This window comes from Streptomyces sp. NPDC024555, from assembly GCF_055559335.1.
Map to the genome: position 1 here is coordinate 306619 of NZ_JBVHKV010000012.1, position 13049 is coordinate 319667.

Genomic DNA, 13049 nt, shown 5'->3' on the forward strand with positions numbered 1-13049 from the left:
GCCTACCAGGCGAAGGCCTCCGGGGACGGCCCCGGGCCCGGGAAGATCTCGTCGAGGCCGGACAGCACCTCGTCCGACAGCTCCAGCTCGACCGCGCGGAGCGCGGACTCCAGCTGGGCCAGGGTGCGCGGGCCGGTGATCGGGCCGGTGACCCCCGGACGCGTCAGCAGCCAGGCCAGGCCCACCTCGCCGGGCTCCAGACCGTGCTTGTCCAGCAGGTCCTCGTACGCCTGGATCTGCGCACGGGCCGCCGGGTCGGCAAGCGTCTCGGCGGCCCGGCCGGAGGCCGAACGGGCCGAGCCGCCCGCGCTCTCCTTGCGGATGGCGCCGCCGAGCAGACCTCCGTGCAGCGGGGACCAGGGGATGACGCCGAGGCCGTACTCCTGCGCGGCCGGGATGACCTCCATCTCCGCGCGGCGCTCCGCGAGGTTGTAGAGGCACTGCTCGCTGACGAGACCGTACGAGCCGCGGCGCCGGGCCGTCTCGTTCATCTGGGCGATCTTCCAGCCGGGGAAGTTCGAGGAACCGGCGTAGAGGATCTTGCCCTGCTGGACCAGGACGTCGATGGCCTGCCAGATCTCGTCGACCGGGGTGTCCCGGTCGATGTGGTGGAACTGGTAGACGTCGATGCGGTCCGTCCGCAGCCGCTTGAGGCTGGCGTCCACGGCACGGCGGATGTTCACCGCGGACAGCTTGTGGTGGTTGGGCCAGGCCTCGCCGTCGGCGCCCATGTTGCCGTACACCTTGGTGGCGAGGACGACCTTGTCCCGGCGGTCGCCGCCGCGGTCGAACCAGCTGCCGATGATCTCCTCGGTGCGGCCCTTGTTCTCGCCCCAGCCGTAGACGTTGGCGGTGTCGAAGAAGTTGACGCCCGCGTCGAGCGCGGCGTCCATGATGGTGTGGCTGTCGGCCTCGTCGGTCTGCGGGCCGAAGTTCATCGTGCCGAGCACGAGCCGGCTGACTTCGAGTCCGGTGCGTCCCAGATGTGTGTACTTCATGGTCCCCCAGCCAACGCCTTCGAGTCCGCTCGAAGCAAGCACCGCCGGCCGCGTCAGTCCTGCCGGCCGTGTCCGGTGCCCGCCCCGCCCGGCCGTGTCAGGCGACCGTCCCGCCCGCGTTGCGGATCAGCCGCTGGAGCACCTTCACCGCCGTGACGTAGTCGGTGTCGTCGATGCCCTCGTGGAGCGCGGCCCGGATCGCGGGGGCGTTGCGCGCGAGGTCGCCGCGGACCCGCTCCCCCTCCTCGCTGATCCGGAACCGGTCCGTCGCGTCCCGCGTGAGCCAGCCGCGTTCCAGAAGGACGGCCGCCTCCGCCGCGAGATCGTCCTCGGGACGCAGATAGGAGGCCATCGCCTCCCGCAGCTCCGGCAGGGTCATGCCCCGGCCGTCGGGCGAGAGGTCGTGAGCCGAGAGGTTGCGCAGCAGCCAGAACTGGGGCTGGGTGTAGCCCTTCTCGGCCTGCCGGGCTCTGGTGTACGCGATCAGCGCCTCGTAGGCGACCCCCGTCCAGTACGCGGCGGGCTGGGCGGCGAGCGCGGCGTCCGGCTGGGTGCCGGTGCTGGTGCTGGTGGTCATGGGTTGCCCTCCGGGTGCTGCGGCATGGGGCCCGCCCACCGGGCGGGTGCGGGCCATGACGCGAACGTAGGACCTCAAGTGCGATCGAGGTCAACCGGAGGGAGGGCCGCCCGGGGCGGCGTCCGGGGTGGGGCGGGGCTCAGCCGCCCAGCGCGGCCGCCACGGCGACGACGGCGAACATCAGCACGAGCACGGCCGCCATGATGCGGTTTCTGGTCTTCGGATCCACCCGACGAGCGTAACCCGACGGACTCACGGCCCCGGCGGCCAGGCCCGCCTCCCGGCTCACCCGCCCAGCGGCCAGGCCCGCACCACCTCGTAGCGCGGGCGCTCCCCCGGCACCCCGCCCGCCGGCAGGCTGCTGCGGACGAGACTCAGCTCACGGGCCTCCCAGTGCAGCCCCTCGAAACCCTCCAGCGCGGACACGAACGGGGCCAGATCGGCCGGGACCCGGCTGCGGGCCAGGGTGAGGTGCGGGACGTAGCGGCGGTGCTCCTCCATGGGCACCCCGGACCGCCGGGCCGCCGCGTCCGCCCGCTCGGCCAGCAGCCGCAGGGAGTCCAGCGCCCCCGCGGCGCCCGTCCACAGCGCCCGCCCGTCGAACCGCCCGGCGCCGTGCACCCGCAGCCCGAAGGCGTCCGTCCGGCGCGCGGCCCGCTCCGTCCGCCGGTACAGCTCCGGCAGGACCTCGTCCTCCACCTCTCCGAGGAACGCGAGCGTGTAGTGCCATCCGGCCGGTTCCGTCCACCGCAGCCCCTCGGCCCCCGGCAGGCGCCGCAGCGGCGCCACCGCCCCGCGCAGCTCCTGCACGGCGGGCTCCGGCGGCAGCACGGCGGCGAAGAGTCTCATACGGCGAGTCTGGCAGCCCCCGGCCCGTTCCGGGCTCCGGCCGCCACCCCCTCCCCCCAGCGCGACGGCCCCGCACCGGACGTTCCGGTGCGGGGCCGTTCCGCGTCTGCGGGGCGGAGGCGGTCAGGCCGCCGTCGCCAGCTGTTCGCGGGGGACGAAGCGGACGTGCGGCCGTCCCGGGCGGAGGTCCACCTTGAGCCGCAGACCGCCGACGCGGGCCAGCATGAAGCCGACGCCCAGCGCGGCCAGCAGCGAGAACGCCCCGCCGACCGCCATGCCGGTGCGGACGCCGTACGCGTCACTGATCCAGCCGACGATCGGGGCGCCCACCGGCGTACCACCGGCGAAGACCATCATGTACAGGCTCATCACCCGGCCGCGCATGGCCGGGTCGGCGGCCATCTGGACGCTGGTGTTGGCGCTGATGTTGGTCGTGAGGCCGATCATGCCGATCGGGACCAGCAGGAGCGCGAAGAGCCAGACGGACGGCGCCAGGGAGGCGATGATCTCCAGGAGGCCGAAGGCCGTACCGGCGGCGACGAGCATCCGCAGCCGCGAGGAGCGGCGGCGGGCGGCGAGCAGCGCTCCGGCGAGGGAGCCGGCCGCCATGAGGATGTTGAAGAACGAGTACATCCCGGCGCCGCCGTGGAAGATCTCGTCCGCGAAGGCCGTCAGCCAGATCGGGAAGTTGAAGCCGAAGGTGCCGACGAAGCCGACCAGGACGATCGGCCAGATCAGCTCGGGGCGGCCGGAGACGTAGCGCAGCCCTTCGCGGAGCTGGCCCTTGGCCCGGGGCACGACGGTGGCCTTGTGGAGCTCGCTCGTCCGCATCATCAGCAGGCCGATCAGCGGGGCGGCGAACGACAGCCCGTTGAACATGAAGGCCCAGCCGCTGCCGACCGTGGTGATCAGCACACCCGCGACGGCGGGGCCGATGAGCCGGGCGGACTGGAAGTTCGCCGAGTTCAGGCTGACGGCGTTGCGCAGCTGCGCGGGGCCGACCATCTCGGAGACGAACGACTGGCGCGCCGGGTTGTCCACGACCGTGACCATGCCGAGCAGGAACGCGATCAGATAGACGTGCCACACCTGGACCACGCCGGAGAGCGTGAGGACCGCGAGCGCGATGCCGCACAGCCCGAGGGCGGCCTGGCTGACGAGAAGGAGCTTGCGCTTCGGGAGGCGGTCGGCGATGACGCCGCCGTAGAGGCCGAAGAGCAGCATCGGAAGGAACTGGAGTGCCGTGGTGATGCCGACGGCGGCGGCGGACCCGGTCAGGCTCAGGACGAGCCAGTCCTGCGTGATGCGGGACATCCAGGTACCGGTGTTGGAGATCACGGCGCCCGTGGCGAACAGGCGGTAGTTGCGTATCTTCAGCGACGAGAAGGTCCCGCCGGTCCTGCTCTCGTGGGTGGAAGTCGGTGCGGGGGCGGAGTCTGCTCCGGATCCCGTACTCAAAAGGGTTCGCCTCCTCGGGCGTGGACACTGGGCTGACTGACGGGGACGCCTCGGCGGGGGCGGTGCGCCGGACCCGGTCCGGCGCGGTCCGCCCCGCTACAGGTGGGCGAGCTTTTCGAGCACGGGCGCCGCCTTGCGCAGCGTCTCCCACTCGTCCTCGTCCAGGCCTTCGGCAAGGGTGGTCAGCCAGGCGTTCCGCTTGTCGCGGCTCTCGGCGAGCATGGCCTCGGCCTGCTCGGTCTGGCTGACCATCTTCTGACGACGGTCATCGGGGTGCGGTTCCAGTCTGACCAATCCCTTGGCTTCCAGCAGCGCGACGATGCGGGTCATCGACGGCGGCTGCACATGCTCCTTGCGGGCCAGCTCACCGGGGGTGGCGGAACCGCAGCGGGCGAGCGTGCCGAGCACCGACATCTCGGTGGGGCTCAGCGACTCGTCGACGCGCTGGTGCTTGAGGCGCCGGCCCAGCAGCATGACGGCGGAGCGGAGGGAGCTCACGGCGGCGGCACTGTCGCCGTCGTGGATCAGGTCAGGCATGTTTGTTAGCGTAACTCATTACCTACCCTAAAGACCACTCGGTGGTATCACGCGCGTGCGTGTTTACCAATCGATCACCCAAACGAGTGAGTCGATTCCGGAAAGTCACGCACTTCGGCCCCGCGGGACGTAACCCTGCTTGCCATGGGATCGACAGTGCTCAGCCTGCGCATAGACGGTGAGCTGCTCGACCGGCTCAAGCAGCACGCCGCAAAACGCGGAATGAGCGTCCAGGACTATGTGGTCCGGACGCTCATTCGCGACGACTTCGACGAACGTTTCCAGTCGGCCGTCGAGGAGACGGAGAAGTTCTACGGGGCGGAGGGGGCCAGGGCCGAAGAGGTCACCTGAGCCCCCGCCCCGGGGATCACGTGAGGCCGAGCGCCGGCATCGCGTAGTAGAAGACGAAGACCGCCGACACCGCGTACATGGCGACGGGCACCTCGCGACCGCGCCCGGCGGCCAGCCGCAGCACGCAGAACGCGATGAAGCCGATGCCGATACCGTTGGTGATCGAGTACGTGAACGGCATCATGACCATGGCCAGGAAGGCCGGGATCGCGAGCGTGTAGTCGCTCCAGTCGATGTCCCGCACCGAGCCCGCGATGATCAGGAAGCCGACCGCCAGCAGGGCCGGGGTGGCCGCCTGCGAGGGGACCATGGTCGCCAGCGGCGTGAGGAACAGCGCCGCCGTGAACAGCAGACCCGTGACGATGCTCGCGAAACCGGTCCGCGCGCCCTCGCCGACACCCGCGGTGGACTCCACGAAGCAGGTCGAGGCGGAGGAGGAGGTGCCACCGCCCGCGGCGACCGCGATGCCGTCGACGAACAGCACCTTGTTGATGCCGGGGAAGTTGCCGTTCTCGTCGGTCAGCTTGGCCTCGTCGCCGACGCCGAGGATGGTGCCCATGGCGTCGAAGAAGCAGGACAGCAGCACGGTGAAGACGAACAGGATGCCGGTCAGGACGCCGACCTTGTCGAAGCCGCCGAACAGGCTCGCGTGACCGATCAGCCCGAAGTCCGGGGTGTCGACCGGGTTGCCCGGCCACTTCGGCACGGTCAGACCCCAGGCCTCGCCCGGCAGGTCCGCGATCGCGTCGATGATCAGCGCGACGACGGTCATGGCGACGATGGAGATCAGGATCGCGCCCGGCACCTTGCGGACGATCAGCGCGAGGGTGAGCAGCGCGCCGAGGACGAAGACGAGCACCGGCCAGCCGTTGAGGTGGCCGTCGTTGCCGAGCTGGAGCGGCACGGTGGTGTGCGCGGCGTCCGGGATGCGGGAGACGAAGCCCGAGTCGACCAGGCCGATCAGCAGGATGAACATGCCGATACCGATCGCGATGCCCTTGCGGAGCGAGGTCGGTACGGCGTTCATCACGCGCTCGCGGAGCCCGGTGGCGACCAGGAGCATCACGACGATGCCCGCGAGGACGACCATGCCCATCGCGTCGGGCCAGCTCATCCGGGGGGCGAGCTGGAGGGCGACGACGGTGTTGACGCCGAGGCCGGCGGCGAGCGCGATCGGGACGTTGCCGATGACGCCCATGAGCAGGGTGGAGAACGCGGCGGTCAGCACCGTGGCGGTGACCAGCTGGCCGCCGTCGAGCTGGTGGCCGTACATGTCCTTCGCGCTGCCCAGGATGATCGGGTTGAGCACGATGATGTAGGCCATCGCGAAGAACGTGGCGAAACCGCCGCGGATCTCGCGACCGATCGTCGACCCCCGCTCGGAGATCTTGAAGAAGCGGTCCAGGCCGCCGGCCGACGAAGGCGGCGAGGGCATCTTGGGGTCGACCGGAGCGGTGGCCGAGGGGGACATGTATGACCTCAGTCGTACGTAGAAGGAGGTAAAAAGTGGTCAGCTTTGGACATTCACACGAATAATTCGAGCCAGTCTTAAGCAGATTCAGTATGAATACATAAGGCGAAGATCGCTATCTCCGCGCGTAGACCCTTGGGCCGACTGGGCCGACGGCCTTTATGTACCCGCCGCTTACACTGGCGGCATGGCGAAGTGGACTGCGAAGCACGAGGCACCGGAGCCCCTGGAGGGCCCGGTCGTCGCGACGATCACCGGCGGCACGATCCTCTGGTTCGTCCTCTTCCTGGTCCAGATCCCGTTCTACGGCTGGTTCGACGACCACGGCCACCTGTGGTGGGTGTGGACCTGCCTGGCCGGGGCCGGCCTCGGCCTGATCGGCATCTGGTACGTGCGGGGACGCGACGCGGCGATCAAGCGGGCCGCCGCGGCCCACGCCTCCGGCGACGGCGCGGACGCCGCCGGCACCTCCGCCTGAGACGCGGAGGCCCTCGGCGTGTCCGGAAAGTCCCGCCTGCTCGGCGACGCCTGGCACGCCTGCTCGCGGCGTTGTCCGGGACCGCGCGTACGACCACGGGACCATTCCCCTCCTCCCCCGGTCTGATCTTCGGACCCCCTGGCGGGTGAAGCGGACGATCCGCCCGTACCGTCGGAACCATGACTCAGCGGGCACCCGATCCCTCCGGCGACCTGCCGGACGGCACCTCCACCGAACCCTCCGGCACCGGCTCCGCCGAACCGCCGGTGATGATCGACGCCGGATCCGAACTGGATCCGGTCCACCCGGTGGAGCTGCCCGAACCGGCCGCCGTGCGGCGCGGACTCACCGCCGCCGAGGTCGCCGAACGGATCGCCCGCGGCGAGGTCAACGACGTCCCCGTACGGTCCTCCCGGTCCCTGACCGAAATCGTCCGGGCCAATGTCTTCACCCGGTTCAACCTGATCATCGGCGTGCTCTGGCTGATCATGCTGATCGTCGCGCCGATCCAGGACAGCCTCTTCGGCTTCGTGATCATCGCCAACACCGGCATCGGCATCGTGCAGGAGTGGCGGGCCAAGAAGACCCTCGACAGCCTCGCCGTGATCGGGGAGGCCAGACCCACGGTCCGGCGCGACGGCGTCACCGCCGAGATCTCCACCTCCGAGATCGTCCTCGGGGACGTGATCGAACTCGGACCCGGTGACAAGGTCGTCGTCGACGGCACGGTCGCCGAGGCCGACAACCTGGAGATCGACGAGTCCCTGCTCACCGGCGAGGCCGACCCCGTGCTCAAACGGGCCGGCGACCCCGTCATGTCCGGCAGCTTCGTCGTCGCGGGCGGCGGCGCGTTCGCCGCCACCAAGGTCGGCCGCGAGGCCTACGCCGCCCAGCTCGCCGAAGAGGCCTCCCGCTTCACGCTCGTCCAGTCCGAGCTGCGCAGCGGCATCTCCACCATCCTCAAGTACGTCACCTGGATGATGATCCCGACCGCGATCGGGCTGATCATCAGTCAGCTGGTGGTCAAGGACAACAACATCAAGGACTCCATCGCCCGGACCGTCGGCGGCATCGTCCCGATGATCCCCGAAGGGCTGGTCCTGCTCACCTCCGTCGCCTTCGCGATCGGTGTCGTACGGCTGGGACGCAAACAGTGCCTGGTCCAGGAGCTGCCCGCGATCGAGGGCCTGGCCCGGGTCGACGTCGTCTGCCTCGACAAGACCGGCACCCTCACCGAGGGCGGCATGGACGTCACCGAGGCCCGCCCGCTGAACGGCACCGAGGAGCCCTACCTCCGCCGGGTGCTCGGCGCCCTCGGCTCCTCCGACCCGCGCCCCAACGCCAGCCTCCAGGCCATCGTCGACGCCTACCCGGCGGACCCCGACCGGCCCTGGACCGTCACCGGCACCCTCCCGTTCTCCTCCGCCCGCAAATACAGCGGCGCCTCCTTCGACGAGGGCGACGGCCACGCCTCCGCCTGGCTGCTCGGCGCCCCCGACGTCCTGCTCCCCGAGGACGACGCCGCCCTCACCGAGATCGAGCAGCTCAACGAACAGGGGCTCCGGGTCCTGCTGCTGGCCCGGGTCAAGGGCGAGCTGGACGACCCGACCCTCGCCGACGGGGCCGTGCCCAGCGCCCTGATCGTGCTCGAACAGCGGCTGCGCCCCGACGCCGGCGAGACCCTCGCCTACTTCGCCGACCAGCGCGTCGCCACCAAGGTCATCTCCGGCGACAACGCCGTCTCCGTCGGCGCCGTCGCCGCCAAGCTCGGACTGCCCGGCGCCGAACACACCCTGGACGCGCGCCGGATGCCCACCGACCCGGACGAGATGGCCACCGCCATGGAGGAGAACGCGGTCTTCGGCCGCGTCACCCCCCAGCAGAAGCGCGACATGGTCGCCGCCCTCCAGTCACGCGGCCACACCGTCGCCATGACCGGCGACGGCGTCAACGACGTCCTCGCCCTCAAGGACGCCGACATCGGCGTCTCCATGGGCTCCGGCTCCGAGGCCACCCGGGCCGTCGCCCAGATCGTCCTCCTCAACAACAGCTTCGCGACGCTCCCCTCCGTCGTCGCCGAGGGCCGCCGCGTCATCGGCAACATCACCCGCGTCGCCACCCTGTTCCTGACGAAGACCGTCTACTCGGTGCTCCTCGCCGTCCTCGTCGTCTGCTTCCAGGTCGAATACCCGTTCCTGCCCCGCCACCTCACCCTGCTGTCCACCCTCACCATCGGCGTCCCCGCGTTCTTCCTCGCCCTGGCCCCCAACAAGGAACGCGCCCACCCGCACTTCGTCCGCCGCGTCATGCGGTACGCGATCCCCTCCGGCGTCATCGCGGCCGCCGCCACCTTCACCACCTACCTGATCGCCCGCTCCCACTACGCCGGAACCGGCGCCCTGGACGCCGAGACGAGCACCGCCACCCTCACCCTGTTCCTCGTCTCCATGTGGGTCCTCGCGATCATCGCCCGCCCCTACACCTGGTGGCGGATCTGCCTCGTCCTCGCCATGGGCGCCGCCTTCCTCCTCGTCCTCGCCGTCCCCTGGCTCCAGGACTTCTTCGCCCTGAAACTGGTCGGCACCACGATGCCGTGGACCGCCGTCGGCATCGCCGCGATCGCCTCGGTCGCCCTGGAGTACGCCTGGCGCCTGGTGGGGCGCCGCTGGCCCGCGTAGGGCTGCGGCGCTACGGTCGCACCACGGACCGGCACAGGGGGAGGGCCGCGATGACGACAGCGCACCTGGCCTACGTGAAGCCGGGCACCACCGACGGGACGGTGCCCGGCTACGTCGTGCCCTGGCTGGTGGTGATCGCCGTGCTGCTGGTGGCGGCGATCTGGTGGCGGATGCGGCGGGACCGGAAGTAGCGCCCGGCCGCCGCGCGCCGGATCAGTCGAACCAGCGGTCGCGGGCCAGTTCCTCCGTACGGGAGGGGTCCTCCAGCAGGGCGGCTACCTCGAAGCGGCGGGGCCACTGGCCGGCGGCCCAGGCCAGTCCGGCGGCGACGCCCTCCAGGGTGGCGGCGTGGACGGTGCCGTCAGGGGTGCGGCGCCAGTCGAGTTCGACGCCGCCCGCGCGGAGTTCGCCGTGCTCCAGATAGGTGTCCGGGGTGGCGGGGCCCAGCAGGACACGGACGGAGCCCGGGACGCGGTGCTCCTCGCCCTCGGTGGTCACCCCGGCCTCGACGGACTCGCCGAGCCGCCGCACCTGGAGCAGGTCCGCCAGATCCGCCGCGCACGCCGGGGCGACCGGGAGCAGGGGCAGCCCGCCGGTCAGGGGCAGCAGGTCGGGGGCGTCCGCGATGACCGCGTCCGCCGCGTCCACGACCCGCACCTCGCCGTCGACCACCGCCCGCAGCTCGTCCGGGAGCGTCACCTGCTCCGGATCGAGCGCGGAGAGCGCGGTGTACAGGGCATGGAGCTGTACGGGGCCGACCGGGCGGTCCGGGTCCGCGAGCCGGCCCAGGAGTTCGGCCGCCCCGCCGGGCTCGTCGAGCAGCGCGGCCACCGAGGTCCGCACCCCGAGGGCGCGCAGCACCTGCGCGTCGTCGAAGCCGGTGGCGTCCACGGAGTCGTACAGACCGGCCAGCAGCGGATCGCCGCCCCGGGCGCGGAGCCCCGCCGGGCGGCGGCCGTCCAGCACCGGGTGGCCGCGCAGCCACCACGCGGCGTACGGGCGCACCGACTCCGTCGTGCCGTCCGGGAGCAGCACGCGGACCGGCTGGGTCAGCGCGTCGCGCAGCGGCGGCCGGGCGAGCAGGGCGAGCGCCTGCGGCCAGGCGTCGTCGTCCACGAGGTCGAGGTCGCGGACGGCGACGATCTCGGTGGCGACCGGCGGGACCGGCGCGTCCGGGAGCCCGTCCAGGACGTCCTCGCACCACACGTCGACGGCGTCGAGCAGCCCGGCGTCATCCGGTTCCGCGAAGTCACCGTCGCGCGGGTCGAGTTCGTCCGGGTCGAGCACCACATCGGTGGCCCGGACCAGGGCGAACGTGGCGAGGACCCCGCAGGCGGTGAGCGGCTGCTCGCCCCAGCGGGCGGCCAGCTCCTCGTCGCACAGGGCGAGTTCGCCCTCGCGCATCACGGCGGCGAACGGGCTGCCGGGCAGCACCAGTTCCCCGGCGGGCGCCGGTTCGCCGTCCTCGTCGGGCAGGGCGAGGGCGCCCAGCCACGGTTCGTCGCCCGGCTCCAGACCCGCATCCCTGACCAGGGTCAGCACGGTCTCGGCCAGCTCCTCGCCGTCCAGCGCGTCCTCGTCCCAGATCTCGTCCGCGTCCAGCGAACCGGCGACGGCGGCCCGCACCTGCGGGGTCGTCAGCACGGCGCGCGGCGTGGCGGGCAGGGCGCCGAGCTTCTCCAGCAGCGGATGCGCGGCGTCCGGGTGGGCGACCTTCAGACCGAGCCGGCCCAGCCGTTCCAGAACGGGCCCGGTCAGCGCGTCGGGCAGCGGAAGCAGGATCTGGCGGGGACCGATCGTCGTCCGCGGCACGGCCGGAACGTCCGGGTCCGGCCCCTCCGACGCCGTCCCGGCGAGCGGCACCGGAAGGCCGGTGAGCCGGTCGGGGTCGACACCGGTCAGGCTGTCGTACAGCCGCCGCCACCAGCCCGGTTCGCGTTCCAGCCCGGCCAGCCGGTCGATCGCCTCCGTCAGCGGCACCCGGGCCACCCCGAGCGTGCGCAGCTCGACGCGGCGCTCCAGTCCGGCCGGAAGGAGACACGGCAGCACCTCGGCGAGGACGGCGACCGTCTGCGCGCCGACGCCCTCCAGGACCTCCGCCTCCAGGGGCCGCAGCGCCGCCGTCGCCCCCGAAGCGGCGGCCGGGGCGTCCCAGCCGTCCCAGCGGTCCGGTTCGGCGGCCGGATCGCGCGGGGCCGCGGCGGCCAGGAACGCGACGCGCGGCAACCGCTCCAGCACGGCCGCGCGCAGGGCACCGTCCAGTTCGCCCTTGCCCAGCGGGCCGGGCACCAGGCCGATCGTGGCGACCGACACCGGCTGCCAGTCGGCGAGCAGTTCGGCGTACGCGTCGGCGGCCCGCTGCACCAGGAAGTCGGTGAGCGGTCCCGGCGCGGGATGGCGCCGGGTGGTGTCCAGCGGCAGCGAGGCGATCAGCAGCGCGGGCACGCCGAGCGGTTCGTCGGTGGGCGTCGGAGCGTGCACCACTGGAGCGGTACGGGGATGGACCGGGGCGCCGTCCTCGTCCACCGGGACCGCCCACGTCACCGTCCAGTGCGGGCGCAGCCGTTCCTCCAGCGGCCGGTCCGCGAGCAGCGCGGGCTCGATCGCGCCGTGGCGGGTGACGGTCCGCCAGCGGTTCGTGCCGTACGCGGAGTCCTCGACGTGCGTGTACGGGCCGTGCTGCGAGCGCCGCAGGGTCCGTACGGACTCCGGGGTCTCGACGACGATCTCCTCCAGGCCGCCCAGCGTGAGCAGCAGCGCGTCGTCCACGGCGCCCAGCAGCCGCTCCACCAGGTCCTCGGCGGCCGCGTCGCGCAGCGGCAGGATGACCACCGTGTCGTAGCCGTCGGGGGCGGTGCCCTCGGCGGGCAGCGGAAGCCGCAGCAGCGGTACGTGGCCGTCGCGCCGGCGCAGTTCGTCACCGAGTCCGGGGCTGCCGACGGCCGCCTCCCGGGCGAGGTCCCGGGCCTCGGCCAGCGACCAGCGCACCCCGCCGTGCCGGCCGACGACGGCGGGCTCGTCGCTCACCGCGAGCACCGCGGCGAAGCCCACGCCGAACCGGCCGACCGCGCTCTCGTGCCCCTCGCGCTTGGCGGAGGCGCGCAGCGTCGACAGCGACTCCACCCCGGCGGCGTCCAGCGGGGCCCCGGTGTTCGCGGCGGCGAGGACGGGCGGGGTGCCGTCGGCCGCCGGGTGCAGCGTCAGCCGGAGCCGGCCGGGGACTCCGGCGCGGGCCGCGGCGTCGGCCGCGTTCTGTGCCAGCTCCACGACCAGCCGGTCGCGGTAGCCGCCGAGCGCCAGGTCCTCCTCCGCGTTGGCGTCCTCGCGGAAACGCGCCGGGCCGGCGCCCCAGGCGTCGAGCACACCGCGCCGCAGCCGTGCCGTTCCGAACGGGTCGGCCCCCTCGGTCACCATGATGCCCACGCCGTGACTCCCTCGTCCGTTGTCCATGCTCCGGTTGCGCCTACCCAGCGCTGCCCAGTGTGCGCTTCCCGGGGGCCTCGATGGTGCGGGGATCCCGTGGGGTGCGCGGTGTGTCCGGTGGGTGGGGGCGGGGCCCCTCCGGGGTGACTCCTCAGAAATGGCGTGTTCACCCCGGTACGAGGGGTGGGCCGGGTCGTACGCCATTTCCTGCGGGGACACCCCTGCACGC

General features: G+C 72.3%; 11 protein-coding genes. 4 read left to right on the forward strand and 7 right to left on the reverse strand.

Annotated features, from left to right (window positions below; translation table 11 throughout):
- Positions 1-2: 2 nt before the first annotated feature.
- The 5 genes from ACZ4FH_RS22835 to ACZ4FH_RS22855 all read right to left on the reverse strand — a co-directional run bounded on the left by ACZ4FH_RS22835 (position 3) and on the right by ACZ4FH_RS22855 (position 4419).
- Entirely contained in the window at positions 3-998 is a 996-nt protein-coding gene (locus tag ACZ4FH_RS22835) for an aldo/keto reductase (protein ID WP_467306918.1), read from the reverse strand.
- A gap of 97 nt (positions 999-1095) precedes the next feature.
- Entirely contained in the window at positions 1096-1575 is a 480-nt protein-coding gene (locus tag ACZ4FH_RS22840) for a MarR family transcriptional regulator (RefSeq protein ID WP_467306919.1), read from the reverse strand.
- Positions 1576-1860: 285 nt separating this feature from the next.
- Complete coding sequence (gene thpR, locus ACZ4FH_RS22845) at positions 1861-2424, reverse strand: RNA 2',3'-cyclic phosphodiesterase (protein WP_467306920.1); 564 nt, start codon at positions 2422-2424, stop codon at positions 1861-1863.
- A gap of 123 nt (positions 2425-2547) precedes the next feature.
- On the reverse strand, positions 2548-3882 hold the full coding sequence (locus tag ACZ4FH_RS22850; protein ID WP_467306922.1) for an MFS transporter: 1335 nt from the start codon (positions 3880-3882) through the stop codon (positions 2548-2550).
- Between the two features lie 96 nt (positions 3883-3978).
- Positions 3979-4419 (reverse strand): MarR family winged helix-turn-helix transcriptional regulator, encoded by a 441-nt coding sequence (locus ACZ4FH_RS22855; protein ID WP_383642521.1) that lies wholly within the window; start codon positions 4417-4419, stop codon positions 3979-3981.
- Positions 4420-4563: 144 nt separating this feature from the next.
- Here ACZ4FH_RS22855 and ACZ4FH_RS22860 point away from each other — a divergent pair, with 144 nt between their 5' ends.
- Positions 4564-4770 (forward strand): ribbon-helix-helix protein, CopG family, encoded by a 207-nt coding sequence (locus ACZ4FH_RS22860; protein WP_383642518.1) that lies wholly within the window; start codon positions 4564-4566, stop codon positions 4768-4770.
- 16 nt (positions 4771-4786) lie between these two features.
- Here ACZ4FH_RS22860 and ACZ4FH_RS22865 read toward each other — a convergent pair whose 3' ends face one another.
- Positions 4787-6241 (reverse strand): NCS2 family permease, encoded by a 1455-nt coding sequence (locus tag ACZ4FH_RS22865; protein WP_467306925.1) that lies wholly within the window; start codon positions 6239-6241, stop codon positions 4787-4789.
- Positions 6242-6428: 187 nt separating this feature from the next.
- Here ACZ4FH_RS22865 and ACZ4FH_RS22870 point away from each other — a divergent pair, with 187 nt between their 5' ends.
- The 3 genes from ACZ4FH_RS22870 (at position 6429) to ACZ4FH_RS22880 (ending at position 9588) form a co-directional block, all read left to right on the forward strand.
- Entirely contained in the window at positions 6429-6719 is a 291-nt protein-coding gene (locus tag ACZ4FH_RS22870) for a DUF2530 domain-containing protein (RefSeq protein WP_467306926.1), read from the forward strand.
- Positions 6720-6898: 179 nt separating this feature from the next.
- Positions 6899-9397, forward strand: coding sequence for a cation-translocating P-type ATPase (locus ACZ4FH_RS22875; RefSeq protein WP_467306928.1), 2499 nt, complete (start codon positions 6899-6901; stop codon positions 9395-9397).
- Between the two features lie 50 nt (positions 9398-9447).
- Positions 9448-9588, forward strand: coding sequence for a hypothetical protein (locus ACZ4FH_RS22880; protein WP_467306929.1), 141 nt, complete (start codon positions 9448-9450; stop codon positions 9586-9588).
- 22 nt (positions 9589-9610) lie between these two features.
- Here the strand turns inward: ACZ4FH_RS22880 and ACZ4FH_RS22885 are convergent, their stop codons facing one another.
- Entirely contained in the window at positions 9611-12811 is a 3201-nt protein-coding gene (locus tag ACZ4FH_RS22885) for a sacsin N-terminal ATP-binding-like domain-containing protein (RefSeq protein ID WP_467306959.1), read from the reverse strand.
- Positions 12812-13049: the final 238 nt, after the last annotated feature.